Genomic DNA, 17,594 nt, shown 5'->3' on the forward strand with positions numbered 1-17,594 from the left:
AGTTAGATTTTTTCTGTCTAACTTTTGGGGTGCGGTTCATTTTTCCTAACCTCGTTTTAAATTTACGATTTAAATTGACATATGTTTACAATTTAAAAGACTATAAAAGCTGTTCTAATAACAATTCGATATAATTCGTTTACACTATAAGCAATATTTTGTAAATGAAATTTACAAAAACGTAAAGTTTGTGTAATGCTAGGATTGAGATACAATTTGTCCTTGCTGGATGGTGAAAATTTTTATATCTTGTGGAAGATTTTTTAAATGTTCTAAAGTTGTTGTAGTGATGAAAGTTTGAATATCCTGAGAAATAGTTTCTAATAATTTTAGTTGGCGGTTATTGTCAAGTTCGCTCATTACATCGTCAAGCAACAAAATAGGCGTTTCCTTTGTAATGCTTTCTATTAACTTGATTTCGGCTAGTTTCAGTGATAAAACAAGACTGCGATGCTGACCTTGACTACCAAAGTTGGCATCCATCTGGTTGATAAAAAAAGCAATATCATCACGGTGGGGACCAACGCCTGTATTTTTTTTGAATAGATCGCGTTTACGGCTGCTTAATAAAGAAGAGCGGTAAGTTTCTTCTAAACTGTCAATTTGGTGTAAAGGAATAGATGACAGATACTTGACAGTCAATTCTTCCAAATTTTGAGAGATATCCCAGTGCTTGTCTTGAGCAAAGCTTTCTAATTTTTGCAAAAAATCCAACCGATGACTTATGACACGACAGCCATAGTCAACCAGCTGCTCATCAAGGACAGTCAAGAAGGTTTCATCAACTTTGTCATTAGCTTTCAGATAGGCATTGCGTTGTTTGAGGACATGGTTGTAATTGGATAAATCTGATAGATAGACAGGTTTGATTTGTCCAAGCTCAATGTCTATAAATTTACGGCGTAGACTGGGGGAACCTTTAATCAACTGTAAATCTTCAGGAGCAAAAAGAACAACATTCATCGTTCCAATGTAGTCTGATAATTTACTTTGTTTCAAGTGGTTGACTTTTGTGATGCGACCTTTTGGTGTCAAGTTAATGTCAAGGGGAACTTTACCAGTCTTTTTTTCTAAGATGCCAGAGACAAAGAGATCATTTTCTGTAAAATGAATCAGATCCTTATCTGAGCGTGTGCGGTGGCTTCTTGTCAAGGCTAGGAAATAAACAGCTTCTAAAATATTGGTTTTACCTTGTGCGTTCTGGCCTAGAAAGACATTTAATCCAGGATGGAAGTCAATATCAGCTTCCTGATAATTTCGGAAATGCTTGATTTTTAATGATTTCAGCCACATGATTAGATACCAGGGAAACGAACAGGGCTTTTAGTAGTTTTCTGCTTTTTAGGTAGCCCTGTATTCTTACGCTTTTCTTTTTTAGAAGTCTGAGATTTTTTTAAATCCTTATTCATGGCTTTGATAAGTTCAGCAACTCGTTTTTTTTCTGCGATTTCTTTCTGGTGTTGCAGAATTTCTTCTTGACTAGGAGCTGTCAGATTAATTTCAATTCCTTGCTCAGGAAGGGAAATCCTGTCATTGACACGGAGTTTTTTTCCCCGACGGTTTTCTGGCTCGCCATTAAAAAGGACTGGATATTCACTTAGAAATGTCTTAATTGCTCCGCCACTTTGGATAATTCCTGTTTCTTTTAAAAGGGCTTGCAGCGTGATGTAGTCATCAAATAATTTATATTCCATATTTCACCTCAACCCTGTCATTATATCATATTTGTTAGTAAAAAGTGCTGAGGTGCTTTGTATAAAATCGGAAATTTTCTCTTGTTATCAGAAAACGTTTTAATCAGTAAAAAGCTTTCTAGAACAAACAAATCAGGTGCATTTCATGATATAATAGTAGTCTATATTATTCAGTATGAGGGGCGTCATGGAAATCACTAAAGGAGTTCGTCTCCATTTTATTCAATCAGAAAAATTTAAAACAAACAAAATTAGGGTTCGTTTTTCAGCGCCTATGTCCAAAGAAACAGTAGCTGGTCGGGTTTTAACAGCCAGCATGCTAGAAACTGTCAATGCTGTTTATCCTACTTCGCAGGCTTTCAGAGAACGTTTGGCCAACTTGTATGGTGCTGATTATTCTACGAGTCTTTCAAGGAGAGGATTAGTGCATTATTTAGATATCAATCTTTCTTTTGTGCGGGATAAATTTTTGAGTCGTAAGAATGTCCTGACAGATGCCATGCTTGATTTTTTGAAAGCCAGCTTGTTTTCTCCATTGGTAAGTCAGGACGCTTTTGATGAATCTGCTTTTGAAATTGAGAAGAAAAATATCTTGAATGATTTGGAAGCTGAAATTGAGAATCATTTTTATCATGCTCACCGAGAATTAGATAAACTCTTTTATGAAGAAGAGGAAATGCAGATGCCTCGTCTTGGGACGATTGAATTAATCCAGAAAGAGACAGCTGCAAGCAGTTTTGCTGCTTTTCAGCAGATGCTTCAGGAAAATCAGATTGACTTTTTCTTTATTGGGGACTTTAATGAAGTGGCTGTTCGGGAGAAAATTCAATCTTTCAATTTTGCACCTCGCCAGCAAGAACTTCAGCTAGTTTATCAGCAAGAATATTCCAATGTTTTGCGAGAAGGACTGGAGCAGAAAGATGTCCATCAGTCAATTATTGAGTTGGGCTATCACTTCCCTATTCAGTACGGAGAGAGTGAACACCTGCCTTTGGTCGTTTTAAATGCTTTGCTAGGTGGCTTTGCCCATTCGAAATTATTTGTCAATCTTCGTGAAAAGGAAGGGCTGGCTTATACAATTTCTAGCAATTTTGATATTTTTTCAGGAATGATGCGGATTTACGCTGGTATTGACCGCGGTAATCGGACCAGAACAATTGCTTTAATCAACCGACAGATTGTTGATTTGAAGCGTGGGAATTTTAGTCTGGAAGAACTGAATCAAACCAAGAAAATGCTGAGAAATTCAGTATTGTTAGCTCAGGATCGACAGAATACAATCTTAGAGAGAGCTTATATGGCTTCTGTTTTAGGGAAAAAATTCTTATCTCTTGAAGCTTGGCTGGAAGCTTTGGAACAGGTTCGTAAGGATGATATTATCAAAGCAGCTGGTCTCTTAAAATTACAAGCTATTTACTTTATGGAAGGAAAATAATGCAGGGAGAAGTGCTAGAAAAAATCAATTATTCAGCAGTGGGAGAAACTGTCTATCAGACAGTATTAGCAAACGGTTTACGTGTTTTTCTTCTGCCTAAAAATGATTTTAATGAAACTTATGGGATTATCTCAACTAATTTTGGTTCAGTGGATACAGGGATTGTTTCACGTGAAACCAAGCAGGTTACCCAATATCCGGCGGGAATAGCTCATTTTTTGGAACATAAGCTTTTTGAAGGCCCGCAGGGAAAGGATCTGCTGCTGGAATTTACTAAGCTAGGGGCTGAGAGTAATGCCTTTACAAGCTTTACTCGGACTAGCTACCTGTTTTCTGCAACGGATAATATTTCAGAAAACCTACAGCTTTTGCAAGAACTGGTGCATCGGGCTGATTTTACAAAAGAATCCATTTTGCGGGAACAGGATATTATCGGCCAAGAAATTGAAATGTATCAGGATAATCCGGATTATCGTCTCTTTTTTGGAGCATTGGCCAATCTCTATCCTCAAACACCTCTGGCAGAAGACATTGCAGGAACGAAAGAGTCCATCTCTGAGATTACCGTCGAAAATTTGAAGGAAAATTTCAGTAACTTTTATCATCCTTCTAATATGACTTTGTTTGTAATTGGTAATTTCGATTTGGAACAGATAGCTGCTGAGATTGCAGAACAGCAGGAAAAACTAGTTTTTGCTGGGAGTTCGGAACCGATTGAAAAAATTCCTGTTAGCCTTCACCCAGTGGTATCAACGGATACCTACCGAATGGAGGTGGCTAGTCCAAAACTGGCAGTTGGGATTCGAGGGACAGATTTTGTTGATGAATCGGAGTTGTATCGCTATAAAATCACTTTGAAACTCTTATTTGCCATGATGTTTGGCTGGACTTCCAAGCGTTTCCAGTCCCTCTATGAAAGTGGAAAAATGGATAATTCTTTAACGCTGGAAGTGGAAGTAGAAAAAGATTTTCACTTTGTCATGCTGACGATGGATACTCAGGAACCGGTGGGACTTTCTCATCAATTTCGCTCGGCCATCAAGAATTTTGAAAAGGATCCGGATGTGACAGAAGAGCATTTGGATACGATTAAAAGTGAGATGTTTGGTGATTTTCTGCATGGTTTAAACTCGCTTGAGTATATTGCAACTCAGTATGAACCGCATTTGACGGGTGAGAATCTGTTTGATTTGCCGAAAATTTTACAGGACATCAGTCTGAATGATGTGATAAAACTAGGTCATCGATTTATCGATCAGTGTGATATGACAGATTTTACTATTTTTCCAAAATAATTCCAGAATCGTTTTTAAAATTTTGTTAAAATAGTGAAGAATAGAAATAAGGGAAAAGTACGTATGAGAAAAAAAACGATAGGAGAAGTGTTGAAGCTTGCCCGGACTAATCAAGGGCTGAGCTTAGAGGAATTGTCAAAAAAGACAGATATCCAGCAGGATTTGCTAGAAGCGCTGGAACGAAATGACTATGATTTGCTTCCTAGTCCTTTCTATGCCCGTAGCTTCTTGCGGAAATATGCTTGGGCTGTAGATTTGGATGAGTCTATTATTCTGGAGGCTTACGAAGCTGGTGAGATGATTGTCTTTGATGAAGTGGCACTGGCAGCAGATGAGGAATTCAGGAGCAGAAAAAATAAAAATAAAAGCTCTTTTCTGCCCTTGTTCTATTTTCTCTTGTTGGCTTCAGCTATTGCTGCTTTCGTAGCTTACTATATCTGGAGCTATGCTCATACTAATTCGGTAAATTTTAAAGCATCTAACAGCAATTATAGTCTGGTTTCCTCTACAAGCACTAACAGTCAGAAGAGTTCCTTTTCTTTGGCTGATTCTAAGTCAGTTTCTTCCTCGGCTAGCAAATTGACAGTTAGTGGAAACGGAGATAATTTGACTGCTGAGTATAGCGGAGCAGGTCAGCCTGTTAAAGTGACCGTTTCTGTGGAGCAAACAACCAATTTGGTAAGCATAAGCGATTCAGAACTAGCCGAAGGCGTCACCTTATCTCCAGAAAAATCAAGCCAGACGGTTTCTCTTGATCCAGGAAATAAGTATCTTATAACGTTAGCACCTGTTAAAGGAGCAACTGTGACGATAGAGGGACAAAAACTAGATACTTCGGCTTTGACTAGCGATAGTGGAACCATTAGTTTGAACATTACGAAAGGATAAAAACGAAGGGAATCCCATGAAAAAAGAAAATATTCCAAATGCCTTAACTCTTGTTAGAATTGCTTTAATTCCTGTATTTGTTGTGATTTTAACATTCGGTCATTCTTACACCATGCATATCTTGGCAGCTTTTATCTTTGCTTTTGCCAGTATAACTGATTATCTAGATGGTTATTTGGCTCGAAAGTGGGAAGTGGTAACAAATTTTGGTAAATTTGCTGATCCCATGGCTGATAAGCTTTTAGTGATGTCTGCTTTTATCATGTTGATCGAGATGAAAATGGCTCCTGCCTGGGTTGTAGCTATTATTATTTGCCGGGAATTGGCAGTAACAGGTCTGCGCTTGCTTTTAGTGGAAACAGGAGGGACAGTCTTAGCAGCTGCTATGCCAGGTAAAATCAAGACCTTCACGCAGATGTTTGCTATTATTTTTCTACTGATTCATTGGACTCTCTTAGGGCAAATCCTTCTGTATATTGCTTTAATCTTTACGATTTATTCTGGATATGACTACTTCAAGGGAAGTGCCTATCTCTTTAAAGATACCTTTAAATAATATGGAAAATATCATCAAAGTAAGAAATCTTAAGTACAAATACGATAGTGAGTCTGAGAATTACACTTTAAATGATGTCTCCTTTCAAGTAAAAAAAGGGGAATGGCTGTCTATTGTTGGTCATAATGGGAGTGGAAAATCAACTACAGTTCGTTTGATTGACGGTCTTTTAGAAGCGGAAAGCGGAGATATTATTATCTCAGGCGATAAGCTAACTGCTGAAAACGTCTGGGAAAAACGCAGACAGATTGGTATGGTATTCCAAAATCCAGATAATCAGTTTGTCGGAGCAACTGTAGAAGACGATGTAGCCTTTGGTTTGGAAAATCAAGGGCTAGCCTATGATCTGATGGTAGAGCGAGTCCAGCAGGCATTAGAGCTTGTCGGTATGCGGGATTTTAAGGAGCGTGAACCAGCTCGTCTTTCCGGAGGCCAGAAACAGCGAGTAGCTGTTGCAGGTGTGGTAGCTCTGAGACCGGATATTATTATTTTGGATGAAGCAACCAGCATGCTGGATCCAGAGGGGCGTTTGGATCTTATCCAGACCGTGAAAAAAATCAAAGATAGTAATCAGCTGACCGTCATTTCTATCACTCATGACCTGGATGAAATAGCCTTAAGCGACCGTGTTTTGGTCATGAAAGAGGGGCAAGTTGAATCTACCGCTACCCCGAGAGAACTTTTTTCTCGAGAAGATTTGGAAGAGCTAGGATTGGATCAGCCGTTTGTTAATCAGGTAAAGGCGGCTTTGCGTCAGTCAGGCTTTTCTCTGCCAGACTCTTACTTAACAGAAAAAGAATTGCAGGATCAACTATGGGCATTACTCTCAAAAATGTAAGTTATACTTATCAAGCTGGCACCCCTTTTGAGGGACCAGCGCTTTTTGGAGTGGATTTGGAGATAAAATCGGGCAGTTATACAGCTCTTATCGGGCATACTGGCAGCGGTAAGTCAACCATTCTTCAGCTTTTAAATGGCTTGCTGGTTCCCAATCAGGGTAGTGTTGAAGTAGGCAGTACAGTCATCACAGCTGATTCTGTCAATAAAGACATTAAACAGGTGCGCAAGAAGGTCGGTCTAGTCTTTCAATTTCCGGAAAGTCAAGTTTTTGATGAAACAGTTTTGAAAGATGTGGCTTTTGGCCCTCAGAATTTTGGTGTTTCTAAGGAAGAAGCGGAAGCTTTGGCGCGTGAAAAGCTGCACTTGGTCGGGATTTCTGAGGATTTATTCAATCGCAGTCCTTTCGAACTTTCTGGTGGCCAGATGCGCAGGGTGGCCATAGCAGGTATACTGGCCATGGAGCCTGATATCTTGGTTTTGGATGAGCCGACAGCAGGACTTGATCCATCCGGTCGAAAAGAACTGATGAGGCTCTTTGAAGAGCTGCATCAAGCCGGTATGACCATTGTTTTGGTAACTCACCTAATGGATGATGTAGCCAACTTTGCTGATACAGTCTATGTTTTAGATAAGGGCAGAGTCGTCAAGAGCGGTCAGCCTGCTCAGGTCTTTCAGGATCTTGATTTTATGGAGAGTATTCAATTGGGTGTTCCTAAGATTACAAAATTTGCACACGAATTGGCGGAGAAAGGGATGACCTTCTCGCACTATCCTATTACAATTGAAGAATTCAAGGAGATCTTGCATGGATAAGTTGATTTTAGGCCGCTATATTCCCGGACATTCAATTATTCATCGTTTGGATCCGCGGAGCAAGTTGCTGGCGATGTTTCTTTTTATTCTATTAATTTTCTGGGCCAATAATCTTGTGACCAATCTGCTGCTGTTTGTTTTCGTTTTTAGTTTGGTCTTGCTGTCTAAGGTTCCTTTGAAGTTCTTTTTAAAGGGTATCCAGTCTATGGTGTTTATCATAGCTTTTACCACCTTGTTCCAGCTGTTTTTGACCTCGGGAGGCGCTACAATTTTTCAGTTCGCTTTTGTCAGAATTACAGAACTAGGACTGTCACAGGCTGGCATTATTTTTAGCCGCTTTATTCTGATTATTTTCTTTTCTACTCTTCTGACTCTGACAACGACACCCTTAAGCTTGTCCGATGCGGTTGAGTCTTTGCTGAAGCCTCTGAAGGTTTTCAAGGTGCCAGCACATGAGATTGGTCTGATGCTCTCTATGAGCCTGCGCTTCGTTCCAACTTTAATGGATGATACTACTCGGATTATGAACGCCCAGAGGGCGCGTGGTGTTGACTTTGGCGAGGGAAAGCTTGTTCAAAAGGTTAAATCTATTATTCCCATTCTAATCCCTTTGTTTGCTTCTAGTTTTAAAAGGGCAGATGCTCTAGCTATTGCCATGGAAGCACGCGGCTATAATGGAGGTGAAGGTCGGACACGTTTTCGCCGTTTGGCATGGAAAAGAAATGACAGCCTGGCTATTATTAGTTTACTTATATTAGGTATTCTACTTTATATATTGAAAAACTGACCTGCTGTTTAAAGTGTTTTTAGAGAATAGTATAAGTTAAACTTGTCTATTTTTTACTTGGTCAAAGAAAATATTTGGCAAAAAAGCTCTAAAAGTCTGTTTTTAACGTCTAAACTAAATGTTCTTGTAACGTTTGACTTGGTAATGTAACTTTTTGGTAATATTTTATGTGTAAGATAGTATTATCACCGAAAGGAGAATTACTTTTTAATGAACAAAAAAACAGCAAAATGGACTTTAACAGGTGCAGTCGCTGCAGCGGCTTTCTTGGTTTCAGGTATTGCAAATGCTGAGACCTATACAGTTGAAGCCGGTGATACTTTATCAGCTATTGCTAACGAAAAAAATACAACTCTTGAGAAATTAGTAGAGTTAAACAAGATTGCAGATCCAAATCACATCCGTGTTGGTCAAATCTTGGAACTTGGAAATAGTGCCAAAACGTCTGAAACAAGCGTAGCAGCAACTGCAACTCCCGTAAATAATTATGCAGCACCTGCAGCAACAGCTAATTCAGCAGCAACTTCAGGAGGCCTTGTACTTAGCAATGGTAATACCGCTGGTGCAACTGGTTCTTATGCAGCATCACGTATGGCAGAAATGACAGGTGTTCCTGCATCAACTTGGGAAGCTATCATTGCTCGTGAATCAAATGGTCAAGTAGATGCTTACAACGCATCTGGTGCTAGTGGTCTTTTTCAAACGATGCCAGGTTGGGGATCAACGGCTACTGTTGATGATCAAATCCAATCAGCATATAGTGCCTACAGTGCTCAAGGACTTTCAGCTTGGGGCTACTAAGATAGAAATAAAAAAACCACAGATTTCTGTGGTTTTTTGGTTTACATAAAGTTGACAATTTATAAGCAGAAAATGATAGTGTAGATAAAGATTTAAAGGGAACAATCTTATCTAGATCGACAAATGTGTAAAGTTATGAAAAGTGTTCGTTCAATATTTTTAAAATGTGCTTGGGAGAATTAGCCAGCAAATCTGCTCCGTTTTCTAGTAACTCTTTTTGGTTGCCAAAGCCCCAAAGGACTCCCAGAGTTGAGATTCCTACTTCTTTACCGCCAATTATATCAAACTTTGTATCGCCTATAATTATGGTTTCTTCTGGATTTGCATCTAGTGTTTGCAAAGCTCGACGCAGAACATCTGCTTTATGGAATGAATCTGGCAGTGAGCCAAAAATATCATCAAATTGTTCAGAGATAGCTAGATTCGCTAATAAATCTTGTGCTGTGGGTTGATTTTTACTTGTTGTTACATAAATCTGATAGCCGGCTTCTTTTAACTGTGTCAGCAATTCTGGTATCCCCTCATAGAGGCGGACGCCCCAGATGCCTTTTTCCTTATAGAAGCTGCGGTAATAGTTAATCGCTTCTGGAACTTGGCTTTCTTCAAGAACAGAGGCGAAGCTTACTTCCAGAGGCGGCCCCATAAAACTTTTGATGATACTTTCTTCAGGGCACTCTTTTCCAAGTTGTTTGAAGCTGTATTCAAAGGATTCTTGGATGCCCTTTGAACTGTCAACTAGGGTTCCATCCAAATCAAAGAAGATATATTTCAAATGACTCATCTTGTCTCCTTGTTTACTATCTAGTAAATCTACTTGACAAATTTGTCAAGGTTATTCTCCAAAGATTTCTTTTGAAAGTCTGCGACCTGTCGGTGTTGTAGCTAGGCCGCCTTCAGCTGTTTCTCTGAAAGCAGTAGGCAGACTTGATCCGACTTGATACATGGCGTCAATGACTTCGTCAACAGGAATTTTAGATTCGATTCCTGCAAGAGCCATATCAGCTGCAATAAAGGCGTAACTGGCTCCCATAGCATTTCGCTTGACACAAGGCACTTCGACCAGACCAGCTACTGGATCACAAATCAAGCCCAGCATGTTTTTAATGACAAAACAAATAGCTTGACTGGCTTGAAAAGGTGAACCTCCAGCAGCTAGAACTAAAGCAGCTGCACTCATAGCAGAAGCGGAGCCGACCTCAGCTTGACAGCCACCTTCAGCACCCGAAATTGAGGCGTTATTGGCAATGACGAGGCCGAAAGCACCTGCGGCTAATAGAAAGTTTAGCTGTTCTTCTTCTGAGAGTCCTAATTTTTCAATGGCAGATGTAAGAACAGCTGGCAGACAGCCAGCGCTGCCGGCAGTAGGTGTTGCACAAACCAAGCCCATTTTAGCATTATGCTCATTGACAGCAATAGCATTTTTTGCAGCAGTCAGCACAGTGTGGTCTGATAAAGCCTTTCCTGACTGGATATAGTGGTCAAGTTTTGCTGCGTCACCACCAGTCAATCCGCTGCGAGACTTGCTCTCATCGAGTCCAAGAAGGACAGAGGCTTTCATGACTTCCAGATTGCGATGCATCAACCGCAGGACTTCATCTCTTTCACGACCAGTCAATTCATACTCGGTAGCAATCATCAATTCAGCAACATTTCCTTGGTAATCCAAGTCAGCTTGCTCTACCAATTCTTTGATGGAATAAAACATATTTTCTCCTATTTAAAGAAATTTACATTATGCAGATGAGGAATATTGCGAATTTCATCGATGGCTTCCTCACAGCTGCGGCTGTCAACTTCAATAATCATAATTGCTTTTTCTCCAGCCTTCTCACGGGTAACATTCATCTGAGCTATATTGATATTGTAGCGTGACAGAGCTTCGGTGACATGGGCAATCATACCTGGGACATCCTGGTGGACAATAATGATGGTCGGAGTATTCATGCTCAGAGATACTGAAAAGCCATTCAGCTCTGTTACTTGAATGTTGCCACCACCGATAGAGACTCCAGTCACACTGATTGTTTTACGGTCATTTTTGACAGTAATCTTGGTCGTATTGGGGTGGGGAGCATTGCTATCCTTTTGAATGGTCCAGACAATCTTGATACCGCGTTTATGAGCAATTTCAAGGCTGTTAGGAATCTCAGGGTCATCTGTCTCCATGCCTAGAATCCCTGCTACAAGAGCCAAGTCAGTTCCGTGACCTCGGTAAGTTTTGGCAAAAGAGTTAAAGAGCTGGAATTCTACTTCCGTAGGCTCATCGTTAAAAATAGAGGAGACAATTTTTCCGATACGAACGGCGCCTGCTGTATGACTGCTTGATGGGCCTATCATCACGGGTCCGATAATATCAAAAACAGATTGAAATCTTAGTGAAGTCATGATTTCTCCTTGCAGCTAATTTATTATTTTCATTATAACAAAGTTAAGGGCTTTCTGCTGATTTTTTAAATGAATTAAAAGTGGATATTATAAAATTTCGTTAGATAGGAAAGTAAACGAGAAAATCAATAAGTTTACAATGTTGTAAATATTCTTTACAGATAATAAATTTAGTTGAATTTATGATTTGTTTTCCTAGTCCTTTCGTGCTATAATAGGCCTTGCTCAAGCGACCTTCAATCGTTGAAAGCACAGCACGACCTTCAATCGTGAAATAACGAAAAGATGGGAGAACACAATGAGTGATAACTCTAAGATTCGTGTCGTTGTTGGTATGAGCGGAGGTGTCGATTCATCAGTAACTGCTTTGCTCTTAAAAGAACAAGGTTACGATGTGATTGGCATCTTCATGAAAAACTGGGACGACACAGATGAATTTGGTGTCTGCACAGCCACAGAAGACTACAAGGATGTAGCTGCTGTTGCAGATCAGATTGGCATTCCTTACTACTCTGTCAACTTTGAGAAAGAGTACTGGGATCGCGTTTTTGAATACTTCTTGGCGGAATACCGAGCTGGGAGGACTCCAAATCCAGATGTCATGTGTAACAAGGAAATCAAGTTTAAAGCCTTCCTTGACTATACCTTGACACTGGGTGCAGATTACGTTGCAACGGGTCACTATGCTCAGGTTAAGAGAGACCAAGATGGCTTGGTTCACATGCTGCGTGGCAAGGACAATAATAAGGATCAGACTTACTTCCTAAGCCAACTGTCACAGGAACAATTGCAAAAGACCATGTTTCCTCTGGGGCATTTAGAAAAGCCAGAAGTTCGAGCGATTGCTGAAAGAGCTGGTTTAGCTACAGCTAAGAAAAAAGACTCGACAGGTATTTGCTTCATTGGTGAGAAGAATTTTAAAGAATTTCTGAGTCAATATTTACCAGCCCAGCCTGGTCGCATGATGACCTTGGAAGGCAGAAATATGGGCCAGCATGCTGGGTTGATGTATTATACCATTGGCCAGCGAGGTGGTCTTGGAATTGGTGGTCAGCATGGTGGTGATAATGAGCCTTGGTTTGTGGTTGGGAAAGATCTCAGCCAAAACATTCTTTATGTTGGTCAGGGCTTTTATCATGACAATTTGATGTCAACCAGTCTTGACGCTAGTCAGGTTCATTTCACAAAAGAAATGCCAGAAGAATTTACTATGGAATGTACAGCTAAGTTCCGCTACCGTCAGCCAGATTCTAAGGTGATAGTTACTGTAAAGGGTGACAAGGCAGTTGTCAACTTTGATCAGCCTCAAAGGGCTATTACTCCAGGTCAAGCAGTTGTCTTTTATGATGGCGATGAGTGCTTAGGTGGTGGCTTGATTGACAGAGCTTATAAGAATGGTCAAGTCTTGCAGTACATTTAGATTGACAATTCAACATAATTTGCTAAAATAAGATAAGCAATACCTATGATGGTCAAAGCTCATGGATGCTGCAGGCTTTTTTGTCCCGCACTTCTAGAGACTTGGCCTTTTTTGGTGAAAAAACGAAGGAAAAAGAAAATGACACACAATTTTACTGAAAGTTATGATATTGTCGTGATTGGGGCAGGCCACGCCGGAGTTGAGGCGTCTCTGGCTGCCAGTCGAATGGGCTGTAAAGTTCTGCTGGCAACCCTTAATATTGAGATGCTGGCGTTTATGCCCTGCAATCCATCTATCGGAGGCTCTGCTAAAGGGATTGTTGTCCGTGAGGTAGACGCTTTGGGCGGCGAGATGGCCAAGAATATTGACAAGAGCTATATCCAGATGAAGATGCTCAACACAGGTAAGGGTCCTGCAGTGCGGGCTCTTCGGGCGCAGGCGGATAAGGAAGTTTATTCCAAAGAAATGCGGAAGACTGTTGAAAATCAAGAAAATCTAACCTTGCGGCAAACCATGATTAATGAAATCTTGGTAGAAGATGGTAAAGTAATTGGAGTTAAGACAGCGACCCATCAGGAGTATGCGGCTAAAGCCGTCATTGTTACGACTGGAACAGCCTTGCGGGGAGAAATTATCATTGGTGATCTTAAGTATTCATCTGGTCCTAATCACAGTCTGGCAGCTATTCCTTTGGCTGATAACCTGCGTGATCTAGGTTTTGAAATTGGTCGTTTTAAAACCGGAACGCCTCCGCGTGTCAAGGCCTCATCTATCAATTACGATGTGACCGAGATTCAGCCAGGTGATGAAAAGGCCAATCATTTCTCTTACACGTCTCGTGATGAGGACTATGTGAAAGATCAAGTGCCTTGCTGGTTGACTTATACCAATGCAGAAAGTCATGAGATCATCCAAAATAACTTGCATCGGGCTCCTATGTTTTCAGGAGTAGTCAAGGGAGTGGGGCCACGCTATTGCCCGTCTATTGAGGATAAGATCGTCCGTTTTGCGGACAAGGAACGCCACCAGCTTTTCTTAGAGCCTGAGGGACGTGATACAGAAGAGGTTTATGTACAGGGGTTGTCAACTAGTTTGCCAGAAGATGTACAGAAAGACTTGGTTCACTCTATCAAAGGTCTAGAAAATGCTGAGATGATGCGGACAGGCTATGCCATTGAGTACGATATGATTATGCCTCACCAGTTACGGGCAACCTTGGAAACCAAGAAAATTTCAGGGCTCTTTACAGCGGGTCAGACCAATGGAACTTCTGGCTATGAAGAAGCTGCAGGTCAAGGGATTATCGCTGGGATTAATGCAGCCTTGAAAGTCCAAGGTAAGCCAGAGCTGATTCTGAAACGCAGTGACGGTTACATTGGAGTTATGATTGATGATTTGGTGACCAAGGGAACAGTAGAACCTTACCGACTCTTGACTAGCCGAGCTGAGTACCGTTTGATTCTCCGCCATGACAATGCTGATATGCGTTTGACAGAGATGGGACGAGAAATTGGTCTGGTAGATGATGAGCGCTGGGCTCGTTTCGAGATTAAAAAGAATCAATTTGACAATGAAATGAAGCGCTTGGAATTGATCAAGCTAAAACCTGTCAAGGAAACCAATGCCAAGGTAGAAGAGCTTGGTTTTAAAGCTCTGACAGATGCGGTAACTGCCAAAGAATTTATGCGGCGTCCGGAAGTATCTTATCAAGATGTGGTTCAATTCATTGGTCCAGCGGCAGAGGAGCTTGATGAAAAGATTATCGAGCTGCTTGAGACAGAGATTAAGTACGAAGGCTATATTTCCAAAGCTCTTGATCAGGTTGAAAAGATGAAGCGTATGGAAGAGAAGCGGATTCCAGCTAATATTGACTGGGATGATATTGATTCGATTGCGACAGAAGCGCGGCAAAAGTTCAAGAAAATTAATCCAGAAACGATTGGTCAGGCAAGTCGTATTTCTGGTGTCAATCCAGCAGATATTTCTATTTTGATGGTTTACCTAGAAGGCAAGTCCAGAAGCATTTCTAAAAATCAAGCGAAGTAACTCTTGTAAAAGGCTTAGTTTCCTTTGGGAAGCAGCCTTTTTGTGTAAATTTACAAGAGGTTTACAAGGTTGTAAACTTTGAAAGACTGTTTTTCGCTTCCTTTACCCTTCTTAAATGATTTGATTATTGGGAGAAATTCGCTTTTTTCTAGGATTTATGGTAAAATGGCGGAATAAGAGGTCTATGATGAAAAAATTTCGTTTTGCCCCAATTCACTTGGCGATGGCGGGTCTAATTTCCTTTATAATCTTAGCCATCTGTCTGAGGCTTTTTGGTGATAGTTTGGCCATGCTAGCTGCTCTCATGCTTGTGCTGGCTCTTTTGATTGTGCTTTTTATCCAGCAACAGAAAGTATCCGAGCTAGATGAGATTGAGCAGATTCATTATGTCAATCATCAAGCAGAAGGAAGCCTCGCTTCCTTGCTGGATAAGATGCCAGTTGGTGTCATTAAAATCAGTGAAGATAATGGTGATGTAGAGTGGTTTAATCCCTATGCAGAACTGATTTTTACAACCGAAGATGGCGATTTTGATGCTGATATGCTGAAGAATATCATGAAGGCTGCTTATTCAGACTCTGGTCATTATGCTACTGTTGGAGACAAGAAATATTCGGTTTACTTGGACCGTGCATCCAGTGTGTTTTATTTTTTTGATGCATCCAATGAATACGAAGCCACCGTTGGTCTGGTAACAACGCGCCCGGTGATCGGGATTATCTCGGTGGATAATTATGATGATTTGGAAGATGTCGTTTCAGACACGGATATTAGTCATATCAATAGCTTTGTGGCCAACTTCGTAGCAGAATTTTCTGAGCAGTTTCACATGTTTTACCGTCGGGTAGGCATGGATCGGTTCTATCTTTTTACGGATTACACGGTGTTGGAACAGCTGATGGAAAATAAATTTTCTATCATTGATCAATTTCGGACGGAAGCTAAAAATCGAGAGCTGTCGCTGACACTCAGTATGGGCTTTTCTTATGGTGATGGCAATCATGATGAAATCGGTCGGGTCGCCCTGCTTAACCTCAACTTAGCTGAAGTTCGGGGTGGGGATCAGGCTGTCGTCAAAGAAAATAACGACAACATGAACCCAATCTTCTTTGGTGGAGGAACGGCGTCAGCTGTTAAGCGCACGCGCACCCGAACTCGGGCTATGATGACTGCGATCTCTGATAAGATTAAGAGTGTGGATCAGGTCTTTATAGTCGGACATAAAAATTTGGATATGGATGCTTTGGGTTCTTCTCTTGGTATGCAGCTCTTTGCTAGTAATATCATTGAGAAAGCTTATGTGGTCTATGATCCGTCTCAGATGGCTTCTGACATTGAGCGCTCCATTACAAAGCTCCAGCAGGAAGGGGCTGACTATCTGGTGCCACTTTCTGAAGCAGTAAATATGGTGACCAATCGTTCGCTTTTGATTATGGTTGATCACTCCAAGATTTCTCTGACTCTGTCTAAGGATTTCTTTGATCAATTCAGTCAGATTATCGTAGTCGACCACCATCGTCGTGATGAAGATTTTCCAGAAAATGCTGTGATTGCCTATATCGAAAGTGGGGCTAGCAGTGCCAGTGAGTTGGTAACGGAGCTGATTCAGTTCCAGAATTCTAAAAAGAACCGTCTTAGCAAGATGCAAGCCAGCCTTCTCATGGCGGGGATCATGCTTGACACCAAAGGATTTTCATCTCGAGTCACCAGTCGGACCTTTGATGTGGCCAGCTATCTACGGACTCGGGGCAGTGACAGTGTTGTGATTCAGGACATTTCCGCTACGAATTTTGAGGAATATCGTGCGATTAATGAACTGATTTTAAACGGCAAGAAGATTCTGCCTAATGTCATTGTAGCAGCTGGTCCAGAGGAGAACACTTACGATACAGTTGTCATCAGTAAGGCAGCTGATACCATGCTCTCCATGTCAGGAATTGAAGCTACTTTTGTCGTAAGCAAGAATACCAAAGGCTATGTGTCTATTTCGGCTCGCAGTCGCAGCAAAATCAATGTTCAGCGAATTATGGAAAAGCTGGGCGGTGGCGGTCATTTCAATCTGGCGGCAGCTCAAATTGAAGGTAAAACAGTTTCTGAGGTCCTTCAGTCGCTGAATCAAGAAATTATGGACCAAGTCATTAAAGAGGAAGTAATAATAGACGAGGAGAAAAAAGGATGAAAGTAATTTTTTTAGCAGATGTAAAAGGCAAGGGCAAAAAAGGCGAAATCAAGGAAATGCCGACTGGCTATGCTCAAAATTTTCTGATTAAGAAAAATTTAGCCAAGGAAGCAACAGCGCAGGCTATCGGTGAACTGCGCGGTAAGCAAAAGTCCGAAGAAAAAGCCCACGCGGAACTAGTGGCAGAAGCTCAAGCTATTAAAGCTAAGTTAGCAGAAGAAGCTACTCTTGTTGAATTTACTGAAAAAGTTGGTCCGGACGGCCGTACCTTTGGTTCTATTACCAGTAAGAAAATAGCAGAAGAGCTGCAGAAGCAGTTTGGCATCAAAATTGACAAACGCCATATTAAGGTGGACTCACCGATTCGCTCCATTGGTCTGATAGATGTTCCAGTGAAAATTTATCAGGATATAACTGGGGTGATTCGTTTGCGGGTTAAAGAAGGATAATAGTGA

At 40.9% G+C, this 17,594-nt stretch carries 17 protein-coding genes; 12 read left to right on the forward strand and 5 right to left on the reverse strand.

Annotated elements, in window-relative coordinates:
• Window positions 1–198: 198 nt before the first annotated feature.
• Together recF and yaaA are read right to left on the reverse strand one after the other, a co-directional pair.
• Window positions 199–1,293, reverse strand: a complete 1,095-nt coding sequence (gene recF / locus QZ169_RS01625) for a DNA replication/repair protein RecF (protein ID WP_295504458.1) — start codon at window positions 1,291–1,293, stop codon at window positions 199–201.
• Between the two features lie 2 nt (window positions 1,294–1,295).
• Window positions 1,296–1,694: a S4 domain-containing protein YaaA gene (gene yaaA / locus QZ169_RS01630; RefSeq protein ID WP_295504460.1), complete on the reverse strand. Its 399-nt coding sequence runs from the start codon at window positions 1,692–1,694 to the stop codon at window positions 1,296–1,298.
• A 187-nt stretch (window positions 1,695–1,881) separates the two neighbouring features.
• Here yaaA and QZ169_RS01635 point away from each other — a divergent pair, with 187 nt between their 5' ends.
• The 8 genes from QZ169_RS01635 (at window position 1,882) to QZ169_RS01670 (ending at window position 9,109) form a co-directional block, all read left to right on the forward strand.
• The gene (locus tag QZ169_RS01635) at window positions 1,882–3,129 is read left to right on the forward strand and encodes an EF-P 5-aminopentanol modification-associated protein YfmF (RefSeq protein ID WP_367113035.1); all 1,248 of its coding nucleotides are present in this window, start codon (window positions 1,882–1,884) and stop codon (window positions 3,127–3,129) included.
• On the forward strand, window positions 3,129–4,424 hold the full coding sequence (locus tag QZ169_RS01640; RefSeq protein ID WP_295504464.1) for an EF-P 5-aminopentanol modification-associated protein YfmH: 1,296 nt from the start codon (window positions 3,129–3,131) through the stop codon (window positions 4,422–4,424). The genes QZ169_RS01635 and QZ169_RS01640 overlap by 1 nt, the downstream gene beginning before the upstream one ends.
• A gap of 33 nt (window positions 4,425–4,457) precedes the next feature.
• On the forward strand, window positions 4,458–5,312 hold the full coding sequence (gene rodZ / locus QZ169_RS01645; protein ID WP_295504466.1) for a cytoskeleton protein RodZ: 855 nt from the start codon (window positions 4,458–4,460) through the stop codon (window positions 5,310–5,312).
• Window positions 5,313–5,328: 16 nt separating this feature from the next.
• Window positions 5,329–5,868 (forward strand): CDP-diacylglycerol--glycerol-3-phosphate 3-phosphatidyltransferase, encoded by a 540-nt coding sequence (gene pgsA / locus QZ169_RS01650; protein ID WP_002899412.1) that lies wholly within the window; start codon window positions 5,329–5,331, stop codon window positions 5,866–5,868.
• A gap of 1 nt (window position 5,869) precedes the next feature.
• Window positions 5,870–6,706: an energy-coupling factor ABC transporter ATP-binding protein gene (locus QZ169_RS01655; RefSeq protein ID WP_295504468.1), complete on the forward strand. Its 837-nt coding sequence runs from the start codon at window positions 5,870–5,872 to the stop codon at window positions 6,704–6,706.
• Entirely contained in the window at window positions 6,682–7,521 is an 840-nt protein-coding gene (locus QZ169_RS01660) for an energy-coupling factor ABC transporter ATP-binding protein (protein ID WP_161543676.1), read from the forward strand. The genes QZ169_RS01655 and QZ169_RS01660 overlap by 25 nt, the downstream gene beginning before the upstream one ends.
• Window positions 7,514–8,308 (forward strand): energy-coupling factor transporter transmembrane protein EcfT, encoded by a 795-nt coding sequence (locus tag QZ169_RS01665; RefSeq protein ID WP_295504471.1) that lies wholly within the window; start codon window positions 7,514–7,516, stop codon window positions 8,306–8,308. Before QZ169_RS01660 ends, QZ169_RS01665 begins: the two co-directional genes overlap by 8 nt.
• A gap of 210 nt (window positions 8,309–8,518) precedes the next feature.
• Entirely contained in the window at window positions 8,519–9,109 is a 591-nt protein-coding gene (locus tag QZ169_RS01670; RefSeq protein WP_009659542.1) for a LysM peptidoglycan-binding domain-containing protein, read from the forward strand.
• A 133-nt stretch (window positions 9,110–9,242) separates the two neighbouring features.
• Here QZ169_RS01670 and QZ169_RS01675 read toward each other — a convergent pair whose 3' ends face one another.
• The 3 genes from QZ169_RS01675 to sdaAB are packed head-to-tail and all read right to left on the reverse strand — an operon-like array spanning window position 9,243 to window position 11,494.
• The gene (locus QZ169_RS01675) at window positions 9,243–9,890 is read right to left on the reverse strand and encodes an HAD family hydrolase (RefSeq protein WP_295504473.1); all 648 of its coding nucleotides are present in this window, start codon (window positions 9,888–9,890) and stop codon (window positions 9,243–9,245) included.
• A gap of 51 nt (window positions 9,891–9,941) precedes the next feature.
• Complete coding sequence (sdaAA, locus tag QZ169_RS01680) at window positions 9,942–10,814, reverse strand: L-serine ammonia-lyase, iron-sulfur-dependent, subunit alpha (protein ID WP_002899542.1); 873 nt, start codon at window positions 10,812–10,814, stop codon at window positions 9,942–9,944.
• 8 nt (window positions 10,815–10,822) lie between these two features.
• Window positions 10,823–11,494, reverse strand: coding sequence for an L-serine ammonia-lyase, iron-sulfur-dependent subunit beta (gene sdaAB, locus QZ169_RS01685; protein ID WP_002928563.1), 672 nt, complete (start codon window positions 11,492–11,494; stop codon window positions 10,823–10,825).
• A gap of 298 nt (window positions 11,495–11,792) precedes the next feature.
• On the opposite strand from sdaAB, the gene mnmA reads away from it, so the two are divergent.
• From mnmA to rplI, 4 genes are all read left to right on the forward strand, one after another.
• The gene (gene mnmA, locus QZ169_RS01690) at window positions 11,793–12,914 is read left to right on the forward strand and encodes a tRNA 2-thiouridine(34) synthase MnmA (RefSeq protein WP_295504477.1); all 1,122 of its coding nucleotides are present in this window, start codon (window positions 11,793–11,795) and stop codon (window positions 12,912–12,914) included.
• A gap of 138 nt (window positions 12,915–13,052) precedes the next feature.
• Window positions 13,053–14,960, forward strand: coding sequence for a tRNA uridine-5-carboxymethylaminomethyl(34) synthesis enzyme MnmG (gene mnmG / locus QZ169_RS01695; protein ID WP_295504479.1), 1,908 nt, complete (start codon window positions 13,053–13,055; stop codon window positions 14,958–14,960).
• A gap of 157 nt (window positions 14,961–15,117) precedes the next feature.
• A complete protein-coding gene (locus QZ169_RS01700) occupies window positions 15,118–17,139 on the forward strand; it encodes a DHH family phosphoesterase (RefSeq protein WP_295504480.1) in 2,022 nt (673 codons plus the stop codon).
• Window positions 17,136–17,588: a 50S ribosomal protein L9 gene (gene rplI, locus QZ169_RS01705; RefSeq protein ID WP_002894242.1), complete on the forward strand. Its 453-nt coding sequence runs from the start codon at window positions 17,136–17,138 to the stop codon at window positions 17,586–17,588. The genes QZ169_RS01700 and rplI overlap by 4 nt, the downstream gene beginning before the upstream one ends.
• Window positions 17,589–17,594: the final 6 nt, after the last annotated feature.

The organism is uncultured Streptococcus sp., assembly GCF_905372115.1.
Taxonomy (GTDB): Bacteria; Bacillota; Bacilli; order Lactobacillales; family Streptococcaceae; genus Streptococcus.